The following is a 26,498-nucleotide window of genomic DNA, read 5'->3' as shown; positions in this document are numbered from 1 at the left end:
GACTGAAGATTACCCAGCGGCGACGCCCGCACCCACCACCGCCCGCGCCTCGTCGCTCACACCGTTCCGCTCGGGCTCGGACGGCAACTCGAGCACATACGCGGCGGCCAGGCGATACGCGTAGGCAAACGCCTCATCCGCCGGTACGTCGAGGTCGGGAACGACACCGATGCCTTCCCAGTTGGTCCCCGTGACCGAGCTCACCGAACGCGCCACCGGCACGCTCGCCTCGAGCTGTTCGTGCAACTTGAACCCCTCGCGCGGGTGCGCGCCGCCGCCGGTCCGCTCGCCCACGACGACCGCCCGCCCGAACTGCTGCAGGTTGTACGCCAACTCCTCGCCGCCCGAGAACGTCGTGGGGCTGGTCAGAACCCAGATCGGCTTGGCCCCGCTGAACCGCGGCCCCGGCACGTACGGCGTGGTCCAGAACTGCCGCACCGTACCGTCGGCCGGTTTGACCAGATCCTGCAGATGGATCGGCTCGTCGGAGTCGAGCAGATGACTGCAGACAAAGGCGACCTGATCGGGCGATCCACCCACACAGCGGCGCAGATCGATGAGCAAGGCGTCGGTCGACGCGAGCAGGGACATCGCTGCCGTGACCGCCGGTCCGGCCAGATTGGGGGGATAGAGCAACGGCCGGATCTCCAGCAGCCCGATGTTGCCGTCGAGCCGTTCGACGCGCGCCATCCCGCCGGCGTCGAGCGCTGCGCGGCGTCGCCAATGCGCTTCCTCGGCCACCGGATCCGTGTCGTCCGGCAGTCCGTCGCGGCGGAAGATGAGGCGCAGATGCTTGTCGCGATTGCCGACCTGCAGATCGGCCGTGACCCGCTCGGCCAACTCCTCCGGCGTACCGAGGTCGTCGTATCGACCCTCGGTGACCGCGGCGGCGAGGCGGTCCGCGACCTCGGCGCCGATCTCGGGGAAGACGTAGTACTCCGCGACGAGCGCGCCCAGCCGGCCGACGACGGCCCTGATCTCTTCGGTGTGCATGGGCAGCAGTAGAGCATGCGGTTTGACAAAGCGTCAAGAAATCTCGACGCTTGATCCATGGCCGAGATCCTCGATCACCTGGAGGTGTCGAGCGCCGCGCAGTTCAAGGCGCTCGGGCACCCGTTGCGGCACCGCTTGCTGTTCGCGCTCGGGCAGGAGGCGGCCACGATCAGCCAGCTGGCCGCTGCGCTCGGAACCGCCAAAGGCAACGTGGCCCACCACCTGGGCGTACTGCGTGACGCCGGGATGGTCCACGTGGCCGAGACCCGGCAAGTGCGCGGCGGGACCGAGCAGTACTACCGGCGGTCGGCGCGCCGGTTCGACTTCGTCGGTGAAGGCGCCCGGGCAGCCAACACCGTCGCGCTCCAGGCCGTCGCCGCCGAGCTCGAGAGCGCGGACGACGACCCGTTGTTCAACCTGCGGAACATCCGCCTCACCGCCGCCCAAGCCGAGGAGCTCGCCGCGACACTCGACCGGATGGTCCACGACCTCACCGACGCCGGCCCAACCGAGTCCCGCTACGGCGTTCTGGTCTCCGTCTACCGCCCGCGCCAGCCGGACCCGACGGCCTAACGTTGTGCACCCACCAACCAGTTTCGCCAGCGCGAAGTGGTTGGTGGGTGCACAAGGTTGGGAGTTACTTGAGGAAGTCGGGGATGTCGAGGTCTTCCTCGGGCTCCGGCTTCTTCGGCTTGGGCGCGCTCGGCTGTGCGGACTGCGCCGGCTGGCTGGGCTGGCTGGACTGGCTGCCTGCCGAGGTGCTCGGGCCGTTCGTGGGCCAGGAGTGCTGGGTCGACGGCGAGGCCGGGGTGTGCGGTGCGGGCTGGGCCGACTGCTGGCCGGTCTGGACCGTGCGGACCGGGTCGCCGGCCTGCGGGCGGGCGGAGTTCGTCGTACCCACACCCGGGCGTGGCTCGGTGGGAGCCGGCACCGGGACGGTGTCGTCGGTGGGGGTCGGCGAAGGTGCCGCCTGCGACGGACCCGACTGCTGGCCCGGCACTGACTGCGTAGGTGAGCTCTGCTGGATGGGCGTGGATTGAGTGCCGGCTGCCTGTGCGCCACCGGCCTGCGGGGCCTGCGCACCACCGTTGCCAGGCTGGCCGGCCGAGTAGGCGTTGCCTGGCTGCGGGGTGGTCGGCTGACCGGACTGCTGAGCCGGCGGGGTTGAGGTGCCGGTCATCGGGGCCGAGTAGCTCTGCGGGCGCGAGGACTGGGGGCGCGCCTGGTTCATCGCCTGCTCGCGACGCTTGGGCATGCCGCCGTCGAAGCCGGCCGCGATCACCGTGACGCGGACCTCGTCACCGAGGGCGTCGTCGATCACCGCGCCGAAGATGATGTTCGCGTCGGAGTGCGCGGACTCCGAGACCAGCTGCGCCGCCTCGTTGATCTCGAACAGGCCCAGGTCGGACCCGCCCGCGATCGACAGCAGCACGCCGTGCGCACCCTCGATACTTGCCTCAAGCAACGGAGACGAGATGGCCGCCTCGGCGGCCGCGACCGCGCGGTCCTCGCCGCGGGACGAGCCGATGCCCATCAGCGCGGAGCCGGCGTTCGACATGACCGCCTTGACGTCGGCGAAGTCGACGTTGATCAGACCGGGCGTGGTGATCAGGTCGGTGATGCCGGAGACACCCTGCAGCAGCACCTGGTCGGCCTGCTTGAACGCGTCCAGCACGGAGACGGCCCGGTCGGAGATCGTCAGCAGGCGGTCGTTCGGAATCACTATCAGCGTGTCGACCTCCTCGCGGAGGGTGGCGATGCCGTCCTCCGCCTGGGTCGCGCGCCGCTTGCCCTCGAACGAGAACGGGCGCGTCACCACACCGATGGTCAGCGCGCCGAGCGAGCGGGCGATGCGCGCCACCACGGGCGCGCCACCGGTGCCGGTGCCGCCGCCCTCACCGGCGGTGACGAAGACCATGTCGGCGCCCTTGAGCGCCTCCTCGATCTCCTCCGCGTGGTCCTCGGCGGCCTTCTGCCCGATCGCCGGGTTCGCGCCGGCGCCCAGACCACGGGTCTCCTCGCGGCCGATGTCGAGCTTGACGTCCGCGTCGCTCATCAACAGCGCTTGCGCGTCGGTGTTGATGGCGATGAACTCAACGCCCTTCAGACCGTGCTCGATCATCCGGTTGACGGCGTTCACGCCGCCCCCGCCGATACCAACGACCTTGATGAGTGCCAGGTAGTTCTGCGGTGCCGCCACGTCCGCGCCTCTCGCCTCGTTGCTTTCCCGTTGTCCAGCGAAAAGACTGAACCTCAAGTAAATGCTTAGACTTATGTCAACTTTAGATTACGCCGCACGGTACGTGACGCGTTCTGGCGCTGTCCACGCGCCTCGCCGCCAAGAAACCACACTGTCCCGGGATGTGATATTTCATCGCTTTTCCCCTTTGGTGACAGGGAGATCGGGCGCCGAGACGTCGTACACCTTCGCCTGGCGCTTCATCAGCACGCTCAGTACCCCGGCCTTGCGCGCACTGTCATCGGAACTACCCCAAACGACCTTCACATCCGAGCTGAGATTCAGCGTGATCGAGTCCGGCGACGCTGCCGAGATCGAACGCACCTGCGCCCGCAAGGTCTCCGGCAGGGCGGCCGAAACCGTCACCACCGAATGGATCGTGACGTCGCGCCGTACGCCGGTGACCTTCGCCTCCGGCAGTCCGGCCGGCCGGTCGGGCACGGTGCGGTACGACGTACCGGTCGCGTCGACCAGTTCGTACCGCGAGCCGTCCGTGACGACCACGACCGGAACCCGTTCGGTGACGACGATCACGATCTTGTTCGGCCAGGCGCGGGTCACCTGCGCGTCCGCGACCGCCGGGATCGTCCGCACCCGGTCGGCGATCGACCGCAGGTCCACCTTCGCCAGCGGGGTGCCGATCGGTGCGGCCGCGGTCTGCTCGATCGTTGCCAGCGGCACCGTGTCGGCGCCGCTGATCCGCACACCCGAGACAGCGAGCACGGAAGAGAAGTAGAACAGCCAGACGACAAGCCCGGCCACGACAACGAGGCCGCCGCCGATCGCCCACGGCAGCCAACTCCGCCAGCGCACCAGCCGTTGCCGGCGCGCGAACCGCTGCTGTGCCCGAGCCAGATCAACGCTCTGGCTCATTCAACAAACCCCACCCAATTACTCCACCACAGCTACCGGCGTTGACTCGGCAGGCTCGCGGGTAGATCCACCAGCACTGGCGCGTTCGGCCAGCAGACCAACGACTTCCGGGCCGATCAGCGTCACGTCGCCCGCGCCCAGCGTCACCACCAGGTCACCCGGCGCGGCCAGGTCCGCGACCAGTTGCGGTACTGCGGACCACGACGGCTCGAACCGGACCTGATCCGGCTTCAGCGGCACGTGGTTCGCGATCAATGCCCCGGTGACGCCCGGCTCCGGGTCCTCGCGGGCCGCGAACACGTCCATCACCACGACCTCGTCGGCCAGCGCCAGCGATTCCGAGAACTCCTTGGCGAAGATCCGCGTCCGGCTGAACAGGTGCGGCTGGAAGCACGCGATCACGCGTCCCTCCCCCGCCACCGTGCGCGCCGCGGTCAGGTCGACGGCCAGCTCGGTCGGGTGGTGCGCATACGAGTCGAACACGCGCACGCCGTCCTCGAGCCCCTTGAACTCGAACCGGCGCCCGGTGCCGGTGAAGGCAGCGAGCCCCTCGGCCAGGTCGGCCGCGGAGAATCCGAGCCCGAGCCCGACCGTAAGCGCCGCCGACGCGTTCAGCGCGTTGTGCTTGCCCGCCTGCTGCAACTGCACGATCGGCAGCCTCCGCCCGCGGTACACCGGCACGAACGACTGCGTGGCGCCGTTCGCGGTGATCTCGGTGACATGCAGATCCGCGTCCTCCGACTCGCCGTACGTCCGTACGTCGATGCCGCGGGCGCGCGCGTACTCCGCGAGCCGCCGGGCGCCGGCATCGTCCTGGCAGATCACCATGAAGCCCTCGGGCAGCACGCGATCGCAGAACTCCTCGAACGCCTTGCGGTAACTGGCCTCGTCGCCGTAGTTGTCCAGATGGTCGGGCTCGACCGACGTGACGATCGACACCTCGGGCGTGTACGTCAGGAACGACTTGTCCGACTCGTCGGCCTCGGCGACGAACAGGTCGCCGTTGCCGTCGTGCGCGTTCGACCCGGACTCGTTCAGGTTCCCGCCGATCGCGTACGACGGGTCGGCGCCGCAGTGCTGCAGCGCGACCGTGAGCATCGACGTCGTGGTCGTCTTGCCGTGCGTCCCGGCGACCGCGAGCGTGCGGCGGCCGACCATCACCGAGGCCAGCGCGGCGGCCCGGGGCAGGATCGGGATCCCGGCCTCGCGGGCGGCGACCACCTCGGGGTTGGTCTCGCGGATCGCGGTCGACACCACCACGGTGTCGACGTCCTTGACGTGCTCGGCGGCGTGACCGACCCAGCAGGTCGCGCCGAGCGCACGGAGCGCGGCGAGCACCTTGCCGTCCTTGGCGTCGGACCCGGACACCTCGATCCCGCGGGAGGCCATGATCCGGGCGATCCCGGACATACCGGCTCCGCCGATTCCTACGAAGTGCACTCTGCCCAGCTTTTCGGCAGGCAGCAGCGTGTCAGGTGCGGTGACGATCACGAGGCAGACCTCACCACATCCAGGATGATCCGCGCCAATCGCTCGTCGGCATCCGTCCGGATCACACCGGTCGCAGCTGTGGACATGGCTGTCAGACGCTCGCGGTCGTGCAGAAGTTGCGGCACATTCGCCCGGATCCAGTCCGCGGTCATCTCGGCGTTGTCGATCAGCAGTCCGCCGCCGACGTCGACGACCGGTTTCGCGTTCAGTCGCTGCTCACCGTTACCGATCGGCAGCGGTACGTAGATCGCGGGCAGTCCGACACCGGACACCTCGGTGACCGTGTTCGCTCCCGAGCGGCAGACCACCAGGTCGGCCGCGGCGTACGCCAGGTCCATCCGGTCGACGTAGTTCAGGACGACGTACGGGTAGCGGCCGGTCAGCGGCACTTCGAGGGTGTTCTTCGGGCCGATCGCGTGCAGGACCTGGATGCCGGCCGCCTGCAGGTCCGTGGCAGCGCCGGAGACGGCCTCGTTGATCTGCCGTGCGCCCTGTGACCCGCCGGTCACGAACAGCGTCGGCGCATCGGGGTCCAGGCCGAAGAACTGCCGCGCCTCGGCCCGCAGCGCGGCCCGGTCGAGCGTGGAGATCGCGCGCCGGATCGGCAGCCCGACGTACTCGGCGTGCGGCAGCTCGCTGCCCGGGAACGACGTCTTCACGTACTGCGTGCAGTAGCGCGCGGCGAACTTGTTCGCGATCCCTGGCACCGCGTTGCCCTCGTGGACGACGATCGGCGTCTTCCGCCGCCAGGCGGCGACGTACGCCGGGGTGGAGACGTAGCCGCCGAACCCGACCAGGACGTCGGCCTTGGCCTCGTCGAGCACCCGGCGGGCGGCGCTGACCGAGGCCAGCATCTTCCCCGGTACGGCGAGCAGCGCCGGCGTGGGTTTGCGCGGCAGCGGCACCGGCGGGATCAGCTCCAGCCGGTAGCCGGCCTCGGGTACGACGCGGGTCTCGAGGCCGCGCTCGGTGCCGAGCGCGAGGATCTCGACGGTCGGGTCGATCCGGCGCAGGGCGTCGGCGGTGGCGATCAGGGGTGAGGTGTGGCCGGCGCTACCGCCGCCGGCCAGAACGATGCTGGGCACAGCTTTCAACGCTCCCGCGGGTTCACTTGTGTTGCGGCGTACGCCGCGAAGGCAGCCACCCGAACCGGGGCCGCCTGGTCTCTTTCAGGGCAGCCTGCGCGCCGGGCTCGGCCTTCGCGAAGGACAGCAGCATGCCGATCGCGATGAGGGTCGGCAGCAGTGCGGAACCACCGTACGACAAAAGCGGGAGCGGGATACCCACGATGGGTAGCAGTCCGATCACGGCGCCGAGGTTGACGAGGGTCTGGGCCATGATCCAGATCGTGATCCCCGCCGCCGCATAGCGGACGAACGGCTCGGTGTTCCGCGTCGCGATCCTGACCCCGGCGTACGCCAGGGTGAGGAACAGAGCAAGCACGGTGAGCGACCCGACCAGGCCGAGCTCCTCACCGATCACCGAGAAGATGAAGTCGGTGTGCGCTTCCGGCAGGTTGCTCCACTTCTGCCGGCTGTTGCCGATCCCGACGCCCCACCAGCCGCCGGTCGAGAGTGCGTAGAACGAGTGGTACGCCTGCCAGCCGACGCCCATCGGGTCCGAGAACGGGTCGAGGAACGACGTGACCCGCTGCATCCGGTACTTCTCCGCGTTGACGAAGTACGTCGCCACCGCGCCGACCACGACGATCGTCGCGACGAACAGCCGCGTCGGTGCGCCGACGATCCAGATCATGCCGATCATCACGGCCATCAGCACCAGCGCGGTCCCGAGGTCGTGCTGGCCGACGACCAGAGCGATCACCAGACCGCAGACCGGCACCATCGGGACCAGCAGATGTTTCCACTGGGTGAGCAGTTTCTCCTTGCGGGCATACAGATCCGCGCACCACATCACCATCGCGAGCTTGGCGAACTCACTCGGCTGGATCTGCAGCGGTCCGCCGAGGTTCAGCCAGTTGGTGTTGCCGTTCACGCCGACGCCGAGGCCCGGGATGTAGGTCAGCACCAGCAGGAACATCGATCCGAGCAGCGCGACGTACGCGAGCATACGGAAGTGCCGGGGCGTCATCCGCGAGGCGACGTAGGCCATCGGCAGGCCGACCACGACCCAGATCAGCTGCCGGACGAAGATCGTGTAGCTGTTCCCGTTGACGCGCAGCGACAGCACACTCGATGCCGACAGCACCATCATCAGCCCGAGCACGAGCAGCAGCCCGGTCGCGCCGAGCACGATGTGGTACGACGTCAGCGGCCGGTCGAGCACGTCCCGGATCGCCGCGACCCAGGCCCGCTCGCCGGTCTTCCTGCCCTCGGGCTGATCCGCGATCGACGTCACGCGATCACCTCCGAGTCAGTTGCCGAGCGCGTGTACGGCTTCGGTGAAGGCGTCCCCACGGGCTCCGTAGTTGGCGAACATGTCCCAGGATGCGCAGCCAGGCGCGAGCAGCACGGTGTCACCCACCTGTGCGAGCTTCGCCGCCTCCCCCACCACGATCTGCATAGCTCCAGTGTCTGTTGCCTCGACGACGATCCTCGGGACATCCGGTGCGTGTCGCTCGAGAGCTTCGGCGATCACCTGCTTGTCCTGGCCCATCAGCACGACGGCACGCAACCGTTCGCGAGCCGCGATCACCAGCTCGTCGAACGTCGCACCCTTGGCCTGGCCGCCGGCGATCCACACCACATGCTCGTACGCGAGCAGCGAAGCCTGCGCGGCGTGCGGGTTGGTTGCCTTCGAATCGTCGACATAGTTGACCCCGGCAACCTCCGCGACGTGCGCGATCCGGTGCTTGTCCGGCCGGAATCCCCGCAGTCCGTCGCGGATCGCGGTCGCCGGTACGCCGAACGAGCGCGCCAACGCCGCCGCGGCCAGCGCGTTCGCGATGTTGTGCGGAGCAGCCGGCGTGACATCGGAGATCATCGCCAGCTCGAGCGCCGACGTGGCGCGCTGCTCGACGAACGCCCGATCCACCAGCAGGTCGTCGACGATCCCGAGCATCGACAGTCCCGGCGTACCGAGGGTGAAGCCGATCGCGCGACAGCCCTCGATCACGTCCGCGTCCATCACGAGCTGCTCGGTCGCCTGGTCGGCGACGTTGTACACGCACGCGATCTGGCAGTTCTCGAAGATGCGGCCCTTGTCCTTGGCGTACGCGTCCAGCGAGCCGTGCCAGTCGACGTGGTCCGGCGCGATGTTCAGCACGGCGGCCGAGTGCGCCGACATCGAGTGGGTGTAGTGCAGCTGGTAGCTGGACAGCTCGACCGCGATCACGTCGTACGGCTCGGGGTCCATCACGGCCTCGAGCAACGGCAGCCCGACGTTGCCTGCGGCAACAGTTCGGAGACCGGCGGCCTGCAGCATCGCGGTCAGCATCTGCACCGTCGTCGTCTTGCCGTTGGTGCCGGTGATGCACAACCACGGTGCGGCGCTCGCCGGGTCGCGCAGTCGCCACGCCAGCTCGATCTCGCTCCAGATCGGGACTTCGCGCTCGGCCGCCTGCGCGAGCAACGGCGCATGCGGCGGTACGCCGGGAGACGTGACGACCACGTCGACGTCCTTCGGCAACTCCGCCGTACTGCCCGGGCCGAGGGTGATCGTGGCGCCGAGCGTCTCCAGGATCACCGCCTTCTCGCGCAGCGCCTCGTTGTCGCGATCATCGAGTACGACGAGGTGCTCGGCCCCGGCCTGGATCAGCGAGTCCGCGCAGGCATAGCCCGCGGTACCGAAGCCCAGCACGACGAATCGTGTGGTCGCCCAGCCGTCGTCGGTGCGTGTCTCGAGCGTCATCCGGTCACCCATTCCGCGTAGAAGACCCCGAGTCCGATCACCACACACAGTCCTTGGATGATCCAGAACCGGATCACGATGTTGACCTGTTCCCAGCCGAGCATCTCGAAATGGTGATGCAGCGGCGCCATCCGGAACAGGCGTTTGCCCTTGGTGGCCTTGAAGTAGCCGACCTGCAGGATCACCGAAGCGGTGACGATCACGAACAGGCCGCCGAGCAGCAGCACCAGCAGCTCGGTCCGGGTCATCACCGCCATACCGGCCAGTGCGCCACCGAGCGACAGCGAACCGGTGTCACCCATGAAGATCTTCGCCGGCGAGGCGTTCCACCACAGGAAGCCGAACAGCGCGCCGGTCAGACAGGCGGCGACCACGGCAAGGTCATGCGGATCGCGGACCTCGTAACACTTGGCGCCGACACCGTTCGCGGTCGCGCAGCTCTGGTTGAACTGCCAGATGCAGATCAGCGTGTACGCGCCGAACACCATCATCGACGCGCCGGTCGCCAGACCGTCCAGACCGTCGACCAGGTTGACGCCGTTCGACATACCGGCGATCAGCAGCAGGATCCAGATGATCACCAGGATGGCCGGCAGCTCCAGCCAGCCGATGTCACGGATGAACGAGATGAACGGCGAGGCCGGCCGCTGTCCGCGCTCGTCCGGGAACTGCAGCGCGAGCACCGCGAACACCACCGCGACGAAGGTCTGGCCGGCCAGTTTCGCCTTGCTGCGCAGGCCGAGGCTGCGCTGCCGGAAGATCTTGATGAAGTCGTCCAGGAAGCCGACCGCGCCCATCCCCGCGAACAGGAACAGCACCAGGATCGCCGAGGCGCTCGGCGGCGTCATCGTGAACAGCTTCGCCGCGAAGTACCCGACGATCGTCGCGACGATGAACACCGCGCCGCCCATGGTCGGCGTACCGCGCTTGATGTGGTGCGAGGTCGGGCCGTCCGCGCGGATCTCCTGGCCGTAGCCGCGCTTGGCCAGCCATCGGATCGCCCAGCGCGTGCCGATCAGCGTCAGCACCATCGCGACGGCGCCACCGAACAGGATCGAGATCACTGCACGTCCTCCAGCAATGCGTCAGCGAGGCTGCGCAGTTTCGAGCCCTTCGAAGACTTCACCAGTACGACGTCGCCCGCGCGCAGCCCGGACCTGAGCAGCTCGAGTGCTTCCGGGATCGTGTCGACGAACGCGGACTCGTTGCCCCACGAACCTTCCAGCGAGGCGCCGAGGTGGATCGGTTTCGCTCCCTCACCGACCACGAGCAGCCGGTTCACGTCGAGCCGGACGACGAGGCGCCCGATCGCATCGTGCTCGTCGGCGGAGGTGTCGCCGAGCTCGAGCATCTCGCCGAGCACCGCCCAGGTCCGTGCACCGCGCGACCGGCCGATGGCGACGAGCGACTTCAGCGCCGCGCGCGTCGAGTCTGGGTTGGCGTTGAACGCGTCGTTGATGATCGTCACACCGTCGGCCCGCTCGGTCAGCTCCATCCGCGCGGCAGACACCCGGGTGGCCGCGTTCAGGCCGTCGGTGATCTGCCCGGGCGTCAGGCCGATCGCCGTACCGACCGCCGCGGCAGCGAGGGCGTTCGACACGTAGTGCTCGCCGATGAACTGCAGTTGTACGTCGCCGCTGAAGTCCCCGATGTGCAAGGCGAACGCCGGACGTCCCTCCGCGTCGAGCTTGACGCCCTCCGCGCGGATGTCGGCCTCGGCCGCCTCGCCGAAGGTCAGGATGCGGGCCTGCGTCCGGCTCCGCATCGCGGCGACCCGGTGGTCGTCGGCGTTCAGGATCGCGATGCCGCCCGCCGGCACCGCCTCGATCAGCTCGCCCTTGGCGATCGCGATGTTGTCCTGGGAGCCGAACTCGCCGATGTGCGAGGTGCCGATGTTCAGCACCAGGCCGATGCCCGGCGGCGTGATCCCGGTCAGATAGGCGATGTCGCCCTGGTGCCGGGTCCCCATCTCGGCGACCAGGTACTTCGTGGTTTCGGTCGCCTGCAGCGCGGTGAGCGGGTGGCCGATCTCGTTGTTGAACGAGCCTTCCGGCGACACGGTCTCGCCGTACGGGCGGATGACCTGGGCGATCAGGTCCTTGGTGCTGGTCTTGCCGGACGAGCCGGTGAGCGCGATGACGGTGAGATCCGGGAGTCTGCCGACCACGAGCCGGGCCAGGTCGCCGAGGGCCTGCTGCGTGTCGTCGACGACGATGCACGGACTCCCCTCGATCGGCCGGCTGGTCAGCGCGGCGGTGACGCCGGCCGCGGTCGCCGTACCGACGTAGTCGTGCCCGTCGACACGCTCACCGGGCAGGGCGACGAACAGCCCGCGCGGTTCCGCGGCTCGCGAATCGATCACCACCGAGCCGTCGACGACGGCCGTGGGTTCGACACCCACGAGCTCGCCCCGGACGGCGTCGGCGATCTCGCCGCAACTGACAGGGATCACCGGTCTGCCTCCAACAGGTCACGCACGGTTTCGCGGTCGTCGAACGGGTGGATCACACCGCCGACGTCCTGGCCGGTCTCATGGCCCTTTCCGAGTACGACGACGGTGTCGCCGGGGCCGGCCAGCTCGATCGCGGACGCGATGGCCTGCCGGCGGTCGCCGATCTCGTGCAGGTCGACGCCCGGGACCGCCTCCCGCGCACCCTGCACGGCGGCAGCACGGATCGCCGCCGGGTCCTCGCTGCGCGGGTTGTCGTCGGTCACGATCACCACATCCGCGGTCCGGGCAGCGGCGGCGCCCATCGCCGGCCGCTTCCACGGGTCGCGGTCGCCGCCGCAGCCGACGACGGCGAACAGCCGGCCCTTGGTCGCACCACGCGCCGCCTGCAGCGCCAGCTCGACAGCGTCCGGCGTGTGCGCGTAGTCGACGATCACGGCCAGGCCGTCCTCGCGGGTGAACAGCTCCATCCGCCCGGGCACGGTCGCCGTCCGCAGACCTGCCGCGATCGCATCAGCGGGTACGCCAGCCTGTCGCAACATCACGGTCGCGAGCAGCGAATTGGAGACGTTGAACTCTCCCGGCAGGGCGATCTCGACCGTCAGCCTCTCGTCCGGCCCGCGGACGTCGAACACCGTCGTGCCGTGCTCGGACTGATGCAGATTGGCGACCGTCCAGTCCGCGTCCCCCTTGGTCGACACGGTCACGAGCGGTACGACGGTCTGCGCCGCGAGCCTGCGCCCGTACTCGTCGTCGATGGTCACCACCGCGACGTCACACCGCTCCGGGGTGAACAACGAGGCCTTCGCCTGGAAGTAGTCCTCGAACGTCTTGTGGAAGTCCAGATGGTCCTGCGAGAGGTTGGTGAACCCCGCGACCGCGAACCGGGCGCCGTCGACGCGCCCCAGCGCGAGCGCGTGGCTCGACACCTCCATCGCGCACCACGCGACCGCCTGCTCCCGCATCACCGCAAACAGCGCCTGCAGGTCGGTGGCCTCCGGAGTGGTCCGGACGCTCTTCACGACCTCGTCGCCAACACGCGTTTGAATCGTCCCGATCAACGCTGCCGGACCGAGCCTCCGCAGTACTGCGTCGAGCAGGAAGCTGGTCGTGGTCTTGCCGTTGGTCCCGGTGACCCCGAGCAGCCGAAGTTCGCTGGTCGGCTCGCCGTACACGCGGGACGCGACCGCACCGAGCACGCTGCGCGGGTTGTCGACGACCAGCACCGGCAGACCGCTCGCAGCGGCCCGGTCAGCGCCGGCGGGATCGGTCAGTACGGCGACGGCGCCCGCCTGCTGGGCTTTCGCGACGTACTCCGCACCATGCGTGACGGCACCGGGCAGAGCGGCGTACAGGTCGCCGGGGAGGACAGAGCGCGAGTCGAGGGTGACGCCGGTGACGGACACCGGCGGCGCTGCCGGGACCGTTGCCATCGAATGGGCGCCGGCGACGCTCGCGAGGTCGGCGAGGCTGACCGGCACGACGTGCCGTGGCCTGATCGCTGCGACCGCGCCGCCTGCGGCGGTAGGGGTGGACACGGGCCCTGAGGCTACCGCTCCGGACCCTGTGACTCCTACCTGACCCTGCGTCACCATCACCAGGTGATCGGGACGTTGGGCTGCTTTGCTCCGGTCGGCGGGACAACGTACTTCTGCAGCGCGTAGCTCATCACGTCTCGGAACACCGGTCCTCCTTGCAGGCCACCACCCCGAACTCCGTCACTCGGGTCGTGCAGTACGACGTAGGTAACGAAGCGTGGGTTGTCGGCCGGAGCAAATCCGGCAAAAGAAGTGGCCCACTTGCGGTAGCAGCTGCAGGCCGAGTCGACCTCCTGCGCCGTACCGGTCTTGCCGGCCACCAGGTAACCGTCGATCGCGGCCTGCGGCGCGGTGCCCTTCTTCGCGGTCACCGCCTCCATCATCGTGGCGACCTCCTTGGCGGCCGTCTCGCTCACCACCCGGTGCGGCGCGGCGGTCTGGTTCGGGATCACGGTGCCGTTCGCGTCGACGTAGTTGCGGACCAGCTTCGGCGGCACGTAGACGCCGCCGTTGGCGACCGTGTTCACCGCGGCCGTCATCTGCACGGCGTTCACCGACAGGCCCTGGCCGAAGGCGACGTTCGACCGGGTGATCTCCGGCCACTCGTCGCCGTCCATCAGCTTGCCGTTGCTCTCGCCGGGGAAGTTCAGGCCGGTCGGCTGGCCGAACCCGAAGTCGTGCAGGTACTTCACGAACTGCGGGATCCGCATCTGCTGCGCGGCCATGATCGTGCCGACGTTCGACGACTTCGCGACCACACCGGCGATGGTCAGGTTCATCGGGCCGTGGTCCCAGTGGTCCTTGATCTTGCGCCGCTGCACCTCGATGCTGCCCGGCACCGTCAGCTTGGTGTTCAGGTCGATCAGGCCCGCGTCGGCGAGCGCGGCCATGGTCGCGACTTTCTGCACGCTGCCCGGCTCGTATGTGCGCTCCAGCGCGGGGTTGTTCAGGTCGCTGGGCTTGTACGGCTTGTTCGGGTCGAACGTCGGGTAGTTCGCCATCGCGAGCAGTTCTCCGGACTTCACGTCCTCGACGATGACGGTGCCGGAGCTGGCCTTGTACTGCTTGACCGCCTCCTCGATCCGCTTCTCCGCGAAGTACTGCAGATCCCGGTCCAGGGTCAGCTGCACGCCGACGCCGGGCTTCGGCTCCTCGACCGTATGGTTCGCGTTCGGGATCTTGTTGCCCTTGGTGTCGACCTCGTACATCGCCTTGCCGTCGTGACCGGACAGCTTGTCGTTCAGCCCGTACTCGAGCCCCGACAACCCCTGGCCGTCGGCACCCGTCACGCCGACCACGGTCGCGGCGACGCTGCCGTTCGGATGGCTGCGGATCGGGTCGTCCTCGGTGTACAGCCCGGCCAGCAGCGGGGCGGCCTGGTCCTGCGGTTTGCCCTTGTTCTGCTGGGCGATGGTCGCGTTCGCGGTCTTGATCTCGGCCTGGATCGCGCTCCACGTCGTCGGCGGCACCTGATGCGCGAGATACGTGAAGCGGCCCTTGCCGGTCATCGCCGCGACCAGCTTGCCGTACGTCGTACCGGTCACCTTCGGCGCGATGATCGAGGCGAGCTGCTGCGCCACCGGCTTGGTCTGCGTCGGGTCGGCGGTGATCGCGACCGCGTCCTCGGACACGGCCAGCTCGACGCCGTTGCGATCGGTGATGGCACCGCGGGTCGCGTGCAGGATGAACGGTTTGGTGTTCTCCCGGGTCGCCGCCTGCGCGTAGCTGTCCGGGTCCACGCCCTGCAGCAACACCAGCCGCCCGGCGAACAGCGACAGTACGAACGCCATGACGCCGAACGTCACCCGCAACCGAACCGCCGGCCGCCCCAACCGCAACGTCCGCGGCGCCTTGCGTACCTTCGGCTTCCTGGGCCGCGGCTGAGGCCGATTCTGCGGCGGCCGTTTCCTGCCGGAGGTCTTCTTCACCGGACGCTTGGCCGTCTTCTTGGCCGCGCCGTTGGTGGGAACCTGCTTGCGCGGCGCCGCACCGCCGGGAGCAGGCCGCTTCGCAGCGGCCTTCTTCACCGGCCGCGGATTCGCTGCCGCCGCCTTCTTCACCGGACGGCGCGCCGCCGCCTGCTCCTCTTCGCGAGCTTTGCGGAGGAGGCGGTCGCGGGTGGACTCGGGGCGGGGTGGCGTCGTACGGGCACTGTCCGTAGTGGATGGACGACGGGGTTGAGCCGTGCGGAGTCGGTTCTCCCGGCCCGGTGTCGCTCCACGCTTGCGTGGCGGCTCGTTTCCCCGTCGATCCGTCATCCGATCATCCCCGTGTGGTCGTAGCAGGCTTCTTCGTCGTGACCGGCGGCTTCGTCGTCCCGGTCGGCGGCTTCGTCGTACCTGTCGGAGGCTTGGTGGTGCCTGCCGGCGGCTTGGTGGTGGCGGCCGGGGGCTTCACCGGTGTCGTGGTGGTCGGCTTCACCGGCGTCTGCGTGGTTGGCTTGACCACCGGAGGCTTGGTGGCGGTGCCGGTCGGAGTACCCGGGCCGAACATTGCCGTACCGGTCCCGGCCTTGCCCTCGGCCGGCACACCGAGCACCCGCCCGTCGGACAGCCGCAGGAACACCGGGTTCGGGTTCGGCACCATGCCCATCCGCAGCGCCCGGTCGGCCAGGTTCTGCGGTGACTCCAGCGTGCGGACCTGCTTCTCCAGTTGCTCCTGCTGGTCGCGGAGCTGATCCGCCTGGCTGCTCAGCTTGGTCACCTGGAACGTCCCGCTCTGCAGCTGTGTGTTCAGCAGCAGCAGACCGACCAGTCCGGCGGCCAGCAGCGAGACCACGAAGATGACGAACGGCATCCGCGGCGGCCGGAAGGGCGCGCCGTACACCACGCGCAGCCGCGGCTCCGAACGCTTCTTCGCGGTACCACTGGCGACCGGCGTCACCCGCGCCTTCTGCGGACTGAAGACAGTACTCATCAGGCCACCAGTCCCTTCTCCCGGATTCGTGTCGCCGCCCGCACCCGAGCGGACGCGGCGCGCGGGTTCGCCGCGACCTCTTCCTCGGTCGGGCGCTCGGCGCCGCGGGTCAGCAGTTTCAGATAGGGCTCATGTCCGGCCGGGATCACCGGCAGGTCGTCCGGTACGTCGGACTTCGTGGCGGCCGCGAACACCTGCTTGGTGATCCGGTCCTCGAGCGAGTGGTAGCTCATCACCACGATCCGCCCGTGCAACGCCAGTGCCTGCAGGGCCGCGGGCAGCGCACGACGCAGTACGTCGAGCTCGCCGTTCACCTCGATCCGCAGCGCCTGGAATGTCCGCTTCGCGGGGTGTCCCCCGGTCCGCCGCGCCGCCTGCGGGATCGCGTTGCGCACCAGCTCGGACAGCCGCGCGCTGTTGGTGAACGGCTCGGTCTCCCGCTCGCGCACGATCCGGTCCGCGATCCGGCGGGCGAACTTCTCCTCGCCGTACTGGAACAGGATCCGGGCCAGGTCGGCCGCGCTGTAGGTGTTGACGATGTCGGCCGCCGTGGTCGGGCCGGTCGGGTCCATCCGCATGTCCAGCGGCGCGTCCTGCGCGTACGCGAATCCGCGATCGGCCTCGTCCAGCTGCATCGACGAGACGCCGAGATCGAACAGGATCCCGTCGATCGCCGGCACCCCGAGATCCGCCAGTGCGCGCGGAAGCTCGTCGTACACGGCATGCACGAGCGTGATCCGGTCTTCGTACGGCGCCAGTCGCTCGCCCGCCAGCCGCAGCGCGGCCGGATCCCGGTCGAAGCCGATCAGCCGAACGTCGGGGAACTCCCGCAGGAACGCCTCGGAATGACCGCCGAGACCGAGGGTCGCGTCGACGACGACAGCGCCCGGATGCGCGAGTGCCGGCGCCAGCAGCGCGACCACGCGCTCCAGCATCACCGGCACATGCCGCTCCGCAGCGTTCATCTCGACCCTTCCCGTCGCCGCGGGAGCGACCCCTGCCCCCGCAGGTCTTGTGTGGTACGTAGACAGCACCGTCCGGTCAGATCGCGGGTACGCCTCCCGGGGAAGTACCTGATGGTCTTGGCGCCGGGGAAGTGGCGCCAACACGGCAGGTCGGAAGTCGGACCCGTGATCTCACCGGACGGTCGGTGTGTCCTCGCACTCTGTTCAGCTGTCCATCGTTCATCTGTCCAGCTAGAAGATGCCTGGCAGCACTTCCTCGGAGAGGTCGGCGAACGCCTGCTCCTGCTCCGCGGAGTACCGGTTCCAGTTCTCCGTGTTCCAGATCTCCACCCGGTTCATCGCCCCGATGACGACGCAGTCGCGATCCAGTGACGCGTAATCGCGCAGCATCGGTGGGATGGTGACCCGGCCTTGCTTGTCCGGCATCTCGTTGGAGGCGCCGGCGAACAACATCCGTAGGTAGTCCCGCGCACCCTTGTTGGTGATCGGAGCCTGCTTCAACTGCTCGGTCAGCTGGACGAACTCACGCTCCGGCCACACGGACAGCGATCGCTCCTGCCCACGCGTGATCACCAGACCGTCGGCCAGCTCGTCGCGGAACTTCGCCGGCAGGAACAGCCGGCCCTTGTCGTCGAGCTTGGGGAAGTGAGTTCCGAGGAACACGCTCCACCTCCCCGTTGCGGACTCTCCGACTCAGGCGAGTGTTTCCACCACTTCAGTTCCACTGCGCTCCACCTTACTCCACTTTCCACCACCGTCAACCAACTTCCGCCCCATTCCGCCCCCGTGCCGCGTGAATCCGCGCCTGCTTTCCCGCGTGTCGCTGCCAGCTCAGCCGTTGAGTCCTCCACATCGCCCCACGTCCGTTCCTCCACTTCGCTCCACTCCCTCTCCTCCACATAGCGCCACCGGGGAACTGATGAACCATTCGGCGCGGTTGATCGTGAACCTTGTGCGGGCCCGGAACGTCGTACGGCGCACGCATCCTTTTGCCGCCCGTACGCTTGGAGGGACGACTCCGACCCCGTGAGGGCGTGCGCCGATGAACTCCGAAACGCCAGGTAACGAAACCCCCGCCGCTCTAGGCCCGACCCCTACAGCGGGTGAGAATGTGTCGGCAGTCAACGAATGGGGAGGACACAGAGTGAGCAGCACCACCGCGACCAGCTCGCCGCTGGCAGGAGCCGGGGACTTCGACGAGCTGTCCGAGGTGGCGGGCCGCGTCCGCCGGGCCATGGAGCAGGTGATCGAGGGCAAACCCGACGTTGTCGAGGTCGCCATCACCGTGCTGCTGGCCGAGGGACATCTGCTGATCGAGGACGTGCCGGGCGTCGGCAAGACGATGCTGGCGAAGGCGCTGGCGAAGTCGATCGACTGCACCGTGCGCCGGATCCAGTTCACGCCGGACCTGCTGCCGTCGGACATCACCGGCGTCTCCGTCTTCAACCAGGAGATCCGCGACTTCGAGTTCAAGCCCGGTGCGGTGTTCGCGAACATCGTCGTCGGCGACGAGATCAACCGCGCCTCGCCGAAGACCCAGGCCGCGTTGCTGGAGTCGATGGAGGAGCGGCAGGTCACCGTCGACACCACGACGTACCACCTGGACTCCCCGTTCATGGTCATCGCGACGCAGAACCCGATCGAGATGGAAGGCACCTACCCGCTGCCTGAGGCGCAGCGCGACCGGTTCATGGCCCGCGTCTCGATGGGCTATCCGGAGCCTGCCGCCGAGCTGCGGATGCTCGACGGGCACGCCGCCGACGACCCACTGCTGAGTCTGCAGCCGGTCACCGACGGCCAGCAGATCCTGCGGCTGGTGAAGACGGTGCAGTCCGTGCACGTGTCCGAGTCCGTGAAGGAGTACGCCGTCGCCCTGGTCGGCGCGACCCGGCGGTCGCAGGAGCTCCGGCTCGGCGCCAGCCCGCGGTCGACGCTGCACCTGATCCGGGCGGCGCGTGCGGCGGCCGCGCTCGACGCACGCGAGTTCGTCCTGCCGGACGACATCCAGGAGCTCGCGGTGCCGGTCCTCGCGCACCGGGTGCTCCCAGCGGCTGAAGCGCATCTCGGTGGGCGCGGTGCAGCCGACATCATCTCCGGGTTGGTGTCCAGCGTGGCCCTCCCCCGCACCCGCCGGGACTGAGACATGCGGCAGGCACTGCGCGGACTGACCACCAGAGGGCGGGCGTTCGTCGCAGCCGGTCTCACCGCATCGCTGTGCGCGCTGTTGCTCGGCCAGAAGGACCTGCTGCGCGTCGGCATCCTGCTGGCGGCGTTGCCGGTCGTCGCGGCTCTCGTCGTCGGCCGGACGCGGCTGCGGCTGCAGGTACGGCGGAGCCTCGCGCCGGACCAGGTTCCGGTCGGGACCCAGGCCACCGTGGAGCTGACCCTGAGCAACCAGGGCCGGATGCCCGCGGGCCTGCTGCTACTCGAGGACCGCATACCTTATGTACTGGGTCACCGGCCGCGGTTCGTCGTGGACCGCGTCAGCCCGAACTGGCGTCGCACGGTCACCTACCCGGTCAAGTCCGACGTACGCGGACTGTTCCAGGTCGGGCCGCTGATGCTGACGGTGGCCGACCCGTTCGGGCTGGTGGAGACCAGTCGGACGTTCACGCGCAGCCAGCACCTGCTGGTCACGCCGCGGGTCTACCGGCTCCCCGAGATCCGGCTGGGTGCGGATCGCGCCGGCTCGGGCGAGAACCGGCCGCGGGCGATCGCCTCTGCCGGTGAAGAGGACGCGACGGTTCGCGAGTATCGCGACGGTGACGACCTGCGCCGGGTGCATTGGCGGTCCACGGCTCGCCGCGGTGAGCTGATGGTCCGCCGCGAGGAGCAGCCCTGGCAGAGCCGATGCGCGCTGTTTCTGGACGCGCGGACGATCTCGCACCACGGGCACGGGCCGTCGTCCAGCCTGGAGTGGGCCGTCAGCGCGGCCGCATCGGCCGGCATCGACCGGATCAGGCGCGGGTACGTGACCACGATGCTCGGCGGCCCGACCACGCTGTCCGCCATCACTCACCGGACTTCCGCGTCGGTGCACCAGCCACTCAACCAGCAGGAGTTGCTGACCGAGTGCGCGACCGTCGAAGAGCACAAGTACGCCGAGCTCGCACCACTGCTGACCGTCGACCGGCACGCGCAGGAACCGAGCCTGGTGATCGCGATCCTCGGCGCCTGCAGCACCGACGACGTCATCGCCCTGAACCGCTGGCGGACCAGCCAGGCCACCGGAGTCGCCCTGCTGCTCGACGCCGCGAGCTGGGCGGTCGGCGCCGAGGCGACCGAGAAGTCGGCCCGGCTCACCGCCGCCACTGACGCTACTGAGAACGAACTACGCCGTAACGGCTGGCGAGTAGCCAGAGTCCGCCGCGGCGACCACCTCCCCACCGTGTGGTCCGGCCTAGGACTACGGAGCGGACGGATCGCATGACTGTATTGATGCCACGCCTCCGGCGCGGCGGGTCACGAGGCTGTGACTCCCGGCCTTCCCTCGTCGCTCCGGTCGCTTCGCTCCCTCCGCTCCTCAGTCCAGGCCGGGAGGCCTCATGACCGGTCACGCAAGGATCTCTATCGCTGCTTGGGGAGCGACCGTTCTCGGGTCGCTCGTCCTGACTCCGGTGTTCTCCGGGCCGTTCCTGTTCATCAGCGCGTTCCTGTGCGCGTTGGTGACGGGCATCGGGGTCCTGCTGCAGAACCTGCGGACACCGCGGATCGTCGTACCGATCGTCCAGCTGTTCGTGCTAGTCGAGCTGCTGTCGCTGTTCTTCCTGCACGGGACGATGAAGTTCGGGCTGATCCCGTGGAAGGCGACCGCGCTCGAGTTCAACTCGCAGATGGTCGACGCGATGGACTCGATCAACCGATTCAGCGCGCCGCTGCCGCAGGATCCGCATCTGACGCTGTTCGCGGTCTCGGTGATCACAGCGACCGGGCTCCTGATCCACATCATCGCCGTACAGCTGCGACAGGCCGCGTGGTCGGGCTTGCTGCTGCTGATCATGTACACGGTGCCGGCCGCAACCGTGCACGGCGGACTGCCCGCATTGCTGTTCATCCCGCCCGCGATCGGCTACATCGTCCTGCTGTCCGCGGAAGGTCGCAGTCGGCTCAGCCGCTGGGGCCGCCGGATCTCGGGCGTCTCGCACCTCGACGCCGCAGAGCCGGTCGAAGCGTCGGCGCTCGGCCAGGCAGGTCGTCGGATCGGGCTGACCGTGGTCGCGATCGCAGCACTGCTGCCGGCGTTGCTGCCCGCTCTGCCGGAAGGTGTCATCGGCAACGGTCTGGCCGGTGGCGGCACCGGCAACGGGCTCGGGGCGTCGATCTCGTCGACCGACCCGATGCTCGACATGGGCAAGAACCTCAAGCGCGGCGACAACGTCGTCGCCCTTACCTACAAGGGCGGCTCGCCCGGCGGCACGTACCTGCGGCTGACCGCGCTCGACCTCTTCGACGGCAACACCTGGCGGATCTCGCAGCGCGACTCGCCACACAAGATCACCGGTGACCTGACCGCCCCGCCCGGGTACAGCGGTGACCTGTCCAAGGTCCCGCAGACCAGCATGGAGATCGACGTCACCCGGACGTTCCGCTCGCAGTTCGCGCCGGTCCCCTACCCGTTGCACTCGATCTCGCTGAAACGCGACTGGCAGTACGACGCCGACGCGTTGGACGTGGTCTCGTCGGACGGGTCGATCGTCGCGGGCAAGAAGTACAAGCTGACGTCGTACGACCTGCAGCCGACGCCGCAGCAGCTGCACGACTCGATCACAACGAGCGCCCCGGACCAGTACACGTCGAACGTGCCGCAGCGAACGCCGAACGACATCAAGCAGAAGACGCTCGAGGTCACCGCTCCGGCCGGGGACAACAAGTTCGAGGCCGCGGTGCTGATCCAGAACTGGTTCCGCAGCGGCGACTTCACCTACAGCACCGCGAACGCCAAGGGCAGCGGGATGTCGGCGCTCGAGGACTTCCTGCTGAAGAACAAGACCGGGTACTGCGAGCAGTTCGCGACCGGGATGGCGCTGATGGCGCGGATCATCGGGATCCCGTCCCGGGTCGGGATCGGCTTCCTGCCCGGGCAGGCCGGCAAGGACGGCGAGTTCACCGTCCGGATGCACGACATGCACGCGTGGCCGGAGCTGTTCTTCCAGGGCATCGGCTGGGTCCGGTTCGAGCCGACGCCGTCCGCCCGCGTCTCGGCCACGCCGAACTGGACCGTCCCCGCGACCGGTGACTCGACCAGCCCGACGACCGCGCCGACCACCGTGCCGACCACTCCCGGCGCCGGCGAGACCCCTGGAATCGACAAGCCGCGGCACGACCCGAACCTGCCGGACCAGAGCGGCATCCCGATCGTTGACTCCGGCAACTGGTTCACCAACGGCGGCGGGCAGGTCATCGCCGGCGTACTCGGTGTCGGCCTGCTGCTGTGCATCCCGTGGATGATCCGCGCGGCCACCCGACGACGGCGCTTCCTGCGACCGCCGGGCCGGGCAGGAGCCGAGGGGCTGTGGGCGGAGATCCGCGACACGGCACGAGATCTGGGGCTGGACTGGTCCGAGATCTCCACACCACGCCAGACCGGCCAGTGGCTGCTCACCAAGCTCCCCGACGAGACCCATCCAGCTGCCCGGAAGCTGGCCCGCGGCATCGAAGCACTCCGCTACGCCGGGGACGCGGATCCCGAACTGGACCTCCGCCCCGAGGCATCCGCCATCCGCAAGGCACTGTGGACCCGAGCCCCACGCCGCCGCCGCTGGCGCGCACGCTTCCTCCCGCCGTCCTGGCGCTGGTACCTGAGCCGAGGCAGCACAGAAGCCTCCGACCTCCTCGACGAATTCGACCTCCTCCTAGCCCGCCTACGCTCCCTGATCCTCCCCAACCGCCGCCCCCACACCAACTAACCCACCCGCGGCCGCCTTCCGCGGGGTCCACAGCAGAAGGCACGGCTGAGCCTGCTCGGCGCGGGTCCAGGGCAGGAGCTACGGCTAAGCGCGCTCGGCGCGGGTCCAGGGCAGGAGGTGCGGCTAAGCGCGCTCGGCGCGGGTCAACTGCAGGACACGCAACTGAGCGCGCTCGGCGCAGGTTCACTGCAGGACGTGCAGCTGAGCCTGCTCGCCGCAAGTTGACGGCGACTGGTCGCCCAAGCCTGCCCTCCGCGGCTTCAGAGCAAGAGGTGCAGCTGAGCGGGCTCGGCTCAGGGTCGAGCAGGAGGTGCAGCTGAGCATGCTGGACGTGGGTTGACCGAAGGTCGGGCACGTCGGCCTGCGCCGGCCCGGGGCTGGCTTGAGCTCACGGTGAATGCAGCGGGCCGGTGTCATCCGGTCGGCTGGGTCGTCTCAGCCAACCTGGGGTAGAGAAACCACCACACCCGTGCCGCGGGGGCACGGGTGTGGTGGGAAGGTTGTGGTGTTAGAGGTCCTCGTCGCGGCGGCGGCGCCAGCGGTCTTCCATGCGTTCCATGAAGCTGCCGGAGGAGTCGTGCTTGGTCCGGTGGCGTTTGGTCGACGGCGGTGGGATGTCGTCGGACTCCCCCGCGTTGCTGATCCGCTTCATGCTCAGCGCCGCGATGTACAGGCACGCGACCATCATCACGAAGCCGATGACGCCGATGATGGTGTTGGGGATGATCGCACCGGTCATCAGCACCACGATGCCCAGCACAAATCCAACGCCGGCAAGTACTGCCCGCCGCTTGTAGTACAAGCGCACATTGGTTCCCCGCATGGCGGAAACGAACTTCGGGTCTTCCGCAGCGAGGGCGCGTTCGAGCTGCTCGAACTGGCGCTGCTCTTCTTCCGAGAGGGGCACCGTCGATCCCTCCATGATGAGCGCGATCTCGATAGGCCGCCTTCAGTCTAGGCCGCAGGTGGCTGACACGAAACCCTGACCGCCTGTCCAGCGCGTCACGGTCCGGCAACTGCCCCGGCAGAACAGGTCCCAAAACCCATGTATTCCGGCGTGTCGCTCACAGCCGGTTCACAGCGACGACCCCCTGACCGTGCCTCAGGTAGCCCGCCCGTCACCCTCCGTCGCGATCGCCGCGCCGCCGGACTTCCGGCGTACGGCTCAGCGCGTGGCGAGAATGTGCAGCTGAGTGGCCAGCGCGCGGAACGCCGGGTGCTGGCTCGCGGCGCGCTCGAGCTCGGCCAGCGAGTCCGCGGCGCCGGGCTCGGAGTCGACGAACGCGGCCGGCACCAGGTCGGCGAACGTCCGCACCCCGTGCACCGTGTGCACCATGAATCCGGCATCGGCCAGCTGCGCGGTGATCCCGGCCTCGTCGAACCGCCGCGGCATCGGATCGGTCGCACCCCAGCGCCCGTCCGGATCCTGCAGCGCGATCCGCGCCTCGGCCAGATGACCGGCCAGCGCTCGTGCCAGTACGACGGCGTTGCGCTGGGCAACAAGCAGACTCAGTACGCCGCCCTCCCGCAGTACCGACGCCATCGCCTGCAGAGCCTGCACCGGGTCGTCGACGACCTCGAGGACGCCATGGCACAGTACGGCGTCCGCGCTCGACTCCCCCGCCAGCCCGGGAAGCTCGGCCGCGTCGCCCTGGACGCCACGAACAAGCTTGCTCACGCCTTCGTCGCTGGCGCGTCGCTCCAGCGAGGCCAGGGCGTCGGGGCTCGGATCGACGACCGTCACGCGATGTCCTTCGACCGCCAACGGAACCGCGAACCCGCCGGTGCCGCCGCCGAGGTCGACGATGTCCAGCCCGCCGCCCGGATCGGTCCGGCTCCGGCCCGCCAACGCAACGCGCAACGCCTCGCCCACCAACGCCGTACGCACGCTCCGCCGTCGCCGATCCACCATCAACCCTCCAGCCAGTCCCCCATCAGCACCGCCGCGCCACACCCTACTTCCACCTCACCCCCGGTCCGGCAGACGGATCCCGTCCGGCTGGCTGTGCCGCCGGTCGTAAGCAGTCCATAAGTCCTGACACCTACCGCCCGCCAGGCAGCGGAGTAATGGTGAACGGAAGGGGAGAGCCGATCACCAGGGAGGGATCATGGCCATCTTCAGCAAGTCGTTCGACGAGCCGGACGAGCAACGTTCACCGGACAAGACGAGAGTCGACGTCGTCAAGCTGCCGGGCGCCAGCGTCGCCCGGCTCACCTTCCAGCCGGGCTGGCGCTGGTCCGAGTGCATCCAGCCCGTCATCGGCGGCGACTCCTGCCAGGTCCGCCATGTGGGGACGCTGCTCTCCGGCGAGATGGAGATCGTCCACAACGACGGCACCAAGGCACAACTGCTACCAGGCAGCGCGTACGTCATCGAACCCGGACACGACGCGTGGGTCGTAGGCAACGATCCAGCCATCAGCCTGGAGTTCGAGTCCCTCGCGGCCGAGACGTACGCGAAGGCCTGACAGGGCACACAGCGGTCTGCGGCTGAAACCTGCCGAGGCGACTGCCGGAGCGCGGCACGCAGCAGGCAGGCAAGCGGCAGGTCGCAGGCCCCGGCAGGCGGGCGGCTGGCAGGGGCAGGCGGGCGGCTGTTAGGCGGGTCCAGGTGGCAGGTCGCGGCCGCGGCAGGCGGCAGGCGGCAGGCGGCAGGCGGCAGGCGGCAGGCTGAACGATGCGCTGCCCGCCGCCCCCGCGACGGTCGGCGGAGTGGTTCCGAGCATGGGGTCGTGTCAGGACGGCGTACGGGCGATGACCTACAAGCCGCGCGCGGCGGGCTGAACGATGCGCTACTCACCGCCCCACGAGGGCCGACGGAGCGGATCCGGACATGGAGACGTCGTGTCTGGACGGCGTACTGCGATGACCTACGAGCGACGGGCGGCGGCCGACGTGGAGCGTACGACGGGCGGCGGACTGAACGATGTGCTGCCCGCCCGCCCCCCACGACGGCCGACGAAATGGATCTGGGCACGGGGGCGTCGTGTCAGGACGGCGTACGGGTGACGACGTACCCGCGGCGGACGGCGACGGCAGACGGCGACGGCGATGCGCTGCCCGCCGCCACACGACGGTCGGCGGAGTGGGGCCGGGTACGGAGGCGTCGCGCCAGGACGACGTACGGCGATGACCTACAAGCCGCAGGCAGCCGGTGGCAGGCGGCAGGTGGCAGGCGGCAGGCGGCAGGTGGCAGGCGGCAGGCGGCAGGGGCGGAGTGAACGATGCGATGCCCGCCGCCCCCAAAACGGACGACGGGCTGGATCCGGGCACGGGGGGTCGTGTCGGGACGGCGTGCGGGCGATGGCGTGCAGGTGT

At 69.0% G+C, this 26,498-nt stretch carries 21 protein-coding genes and 1 pseudogene; 6 read left to right on the top strand and 16 right to left on the bottom strand.

The genetic code is table 11. The annotated features are described in order from the left end of the window. Positions 1-9: 9 nt before the first annotated feature. Positions 10-993, bottom strand: coding sequence for a S41 family peptidase (locus tag AB0J62_RS11220; protein WP_363867438.1), 984 nt, complete (start codon positions 991-993; stop codon positions 10-12). Between the two features lie 57 nt (positions 994-1,050). Between AB0J62_RS11220 and AB0J62_RS11215 the strand changes: the two genes are divergently transcribed. Next, complete coding sequence (locus AB0J62_RS11215) at positions 1,051-1,566, top strand: winged helix-turn-helix domain-containing protein (protein WP_363867435.1); 516 nt, start codon at positions 1,051-1,053, stop codon at positions 1,564-1,566. A gap of 658 nt (positions 1,567-2,224) precedes the next feature. Here AB0J62_RS11215 and ftsZ read toward each other — a convergent pair. The 13 genes and pseudogenes from ftsZ to mraZ all read right to left on the bottom strand — a co-directional run. Further along, a pseudogene (gene ftsZ, locus AB0J62_RS11210) lies at positions 2,225-3,250 on the bottom strand (cell division protein FtsZ); the annotation flags it as partial. A 114-nt stretch (positions 3,251-3,364) separates the two neighbouring features. Next, complete coding sequence (locus tag AB0J62_RS11205; protein ID WP_363867432.1) at positions 3,365-4,105, bottom strand: FtsQ-type POTRA domain-containing protein; 741 nt, start codon at positions 4,103-4,105, stop codon at positions 3,365-3,367. An 18-nt stretch (positions 4,106-4,123) separates the two neighbouring features. Beyond that, complete coding sequence (gene murC / locus AB0J62_RS11200) at positions 4,124-5,596, bottom strand: UDP-N-acetylmuramate--L-alanine ligase (protein ID WP_363867429.1); 1,473 nt, start codon at positions 5,594-5,596, stop codon at positions 4,124-4,126. Then, a complete protein-coding gene (murG, locus tag AB0J62_RS11195; RefSeq protein ID WP_363867426.1) occupies positions 5,593-6,681 on the bottom strand; it encodes an undecaprenyldiphospho-muramoylpentapeptide beta-N-acetylglucosaminyltransferase in 1,089 nt (362 codons plus the stop codon). The genes murC and murG overlap by 4 nt, the downstream gene beginning before the upstream one ends. Before the next feature lie 22 nt (positions 6,682-6,703). Beyond that, entirely contained in the window at positions 6,704-7,954 is a 1,251-nt protein-coding gene (gene ftsW / locus AB0J62_RS11190) for a putative lipid II flippase FtsW (protein WP_363867423.1), read from the bottom strand. A gap of 15 nt (positions 7,955-7,969) precedes the next feature. Then, on the bottom strand, positions 7,970-9,406 hold the full coding sequence (murD, locus tag AB0J62_RS11185) for a UDP-N-acetylmuramoyl-L-alanine--D-glutamate ligase (protein ID WP_363867420.1): 1,437 nt from the start codon (positions 9,404-9,406) through the stop codon (positions 7,970-7,972). Then, positions 9,403-10,470 (bottom strand): phospho-N-acetylmuramoyl-pentapeptide-transferase, encoded by a 1,068-nt coding sequence (gene mraY, locus AB0J62_RS11180; RefSeq protein WP_363867416.1) that lies wholly within the window; start codon positions 10,468-10,470, stop codon positions 9,403-9,405. The genes murD and mraY overlap by 4 nt, the downstream gene beginning before the upstream one ends. After that, complete coding sequence (gene murF / locus AB0J62_RS11175) at positions 10,467-11,858, bottom strand: UDP-N-acetylmuramoyl-tripeptide--D-alanyl-D-alanine ligase (RefSeq protein ID WP_363867413.1); 1,392 nt, start codon at positions 11,856-11,858, stop codon at positions 10,467-10,469. The genes mraY and murF overlap by 4 nt, the downstream gene beginning before the upstream one ends. After that, complete coding sequence (locus AB0J62_RS11170) at positions 11,855-13,393, bottom strand: UDP-N-acetylmuramoyl-L-alanyl-D-glutamate--2,6-diaminopimelate ligase (RefSeq protein ID WP_363867410.1); 1,539 nt, start codon at positions 13,391-13,393, stop codon at positions 11,855-11,857. Before AB0J62_RS11170 ends, murF begins: the two co-directional genes overlap by 4 nt. A 56-nt stretch (positions 13,394-13,449) precedes the next feature. Then, a complete protein-coding gene (locus tag AB0J62_RS11165) occupies positions 13,450-15,651 on the bottom strand; it encodes a penicillin-binding transpeptidase domain-containing protein (RefSeq protein WP_363867407.1) in 2,202 nt (733 codons plus the stop codon). A 4-nt stretch (positions 15,652-15,655) separates the two neighbouring features. Then, positions 15,656-16,309 carry a hypothetical protein gene (locus tag AB0J62_RS11160; protein ID WP_363867404.1) on the bottom strand — a complete coding sequence of 218 codons (654 nt, stop codon included), beginning with the start codon at positions 16,307-16,309 and terminating at the stop codon, positions 15,656-15,658. Continuing rightward, entirely contained in the window at positions 16,309-17,274 is a 966-nt protein-coding gene (gene rsmH / locus AB0J62_RS11155) for a 16S rRNA (cytosine(1402)-N(4))-methyltransferase RsmH (protein WP_363867401.1), read from the bottom strand. The genes AB0J62_RS11160 and rsmH overlap by 1 nt, the downstream gene beginning before the upstream one ends. Positions 17,275-17,505: 231 nt before the next feature. Beyond that, on the bottom strand, positions 17,506-17,937 hold the full coding sequence (gene mraZ, locus AB0J62_RS11150; RefSeq protein ID WP_130446673.1) for a division/cell wall cluster transcriptional repressor MraZ: 432 nt from the start codon (positions 17,935-17,937) through the stop codon (positions 17,506-17,508). A gap of 571 nt (positions 17,938-18,508) precedes the next feature. On the opposite strand from mraZ, the gene AB0J62_RS11145 reads away from it, so the two are divergent. The 3 genes from AB0J62_RS11145 (at position 18,509) to AB0J62_RS11135 (ending at position 23,180) form a co-directional block, all read left to right on the top strand. After that, positions 18,509-19,414: an AAA family ATPase gene (locus AB0J62_RS11145; protein WP_238159790.1), complete on the top strand. Its 906-nt coding sequence runs from the start codon at positions 18,509-18,511 to the stop codon at positions 19,412-19,414. Between the two features lie 3 nt (positions 19,415-19,417). After that, entirely contained in the window at positions 19,418-20,704 is a 1,287-nt protein-coding gene (locus tag AB0J62_RS11140) for a DUF58 domain-containing protein (protein ID WP_363867398.1), read from the top strand. Positions 20,705-20,819: 115 nt separating this feature from the next. Continuing rightward, positions 20,820-23,180 carry a DUF3488 and transglutaminase-like domain-containing protein gene (locus AB0J62_RS11135; protein ID WP_363867395.1) on the top strand — a complete coding sequence of 787 codons (2,361 nt, stop codon included), beginning with the start codon at positions 20,820-20,822 and terminating at the stop codon, positions 23,178-23,180. 508 nt (positions 23,181-23,688) lie between these two features. On the opposite strand, the gene AB0J62_RS11130 is transcribed toward AB0J62_RS11135, so the two are convergent. Both AB0J62_RS11130 and AB0J62_RS11125 read right to left on the bottom strand, forming a co-directional pair. Continuing rightward, positions 23,689-24,102, bottom strand: coding sequence for a DUF3040 domain-containing protein (locus tag AB0J62_RS11130; RefSeq protein WP_363867392.1), 414 nt, complete (start codon positions 24,100-24,102; stop codon positions 23,689-23,691). Positions 24,103-24,345: 243 nt separating this feature from the next. Continuing rightward, positions 24,346-25,092 (bottom strand): methyltransferase domain-containing protein, encoded by a 747-nt coding sequence (locus tag AB0J62_RS11125; RefSeq protein ID WP_137254523.1) that lies wholly within the window; start codon positions 25,090-25,092, stop codon positions 24,346-24,348. Positions 25,093-25,288: 196 nt separating this feature from the next. Between AB0J62_RS11125 and AB0J62_RS11120 the strand changes: the two genes are divergently transcribed. Both AB0J62_RS11120 and AB0J62_RS11115 read left to right on the top strand, forming a co-directional pair. After that, complete coding sequence (locus tag AB0J62_RS11120) at positions 25,289-25,648, top strand: cupin domain-containing protein (RefSeq protein WP_363867388.1); 360 nt, start codon at positions 25,289-25,291, stop codon at positions 25,646-25,648. Positions 25,649-26,143: 495 nt separating this feature from the next. Beyond that, on the top strand, positions 26,144-26,401 hold the full coding sequence (locus AB0J62_RS11115; RefSeq protein WP_363867385.1) for a hypothetical protein: 258 nt from the start codon (positions 26,144-26,146) through the stop codon (positions 26,399-26,401). Positions 26,402-26,498 lie beyond the last annotated feature (97 nt).

Origin of the sequence: Kribbella sp. NPDC049584 (assembly GCF_040675555.1) — a bacterium.
Classification (GTDB): Bacteria; Actinomycetota; Actinomycetes; order Propionibacteriales; family Kribbellaceae; genus Kribbella.
Note: the sequence above shows the minus strand (reverse complement) of the source record. Positions and strands in the feature narration are given on the sequence as shown.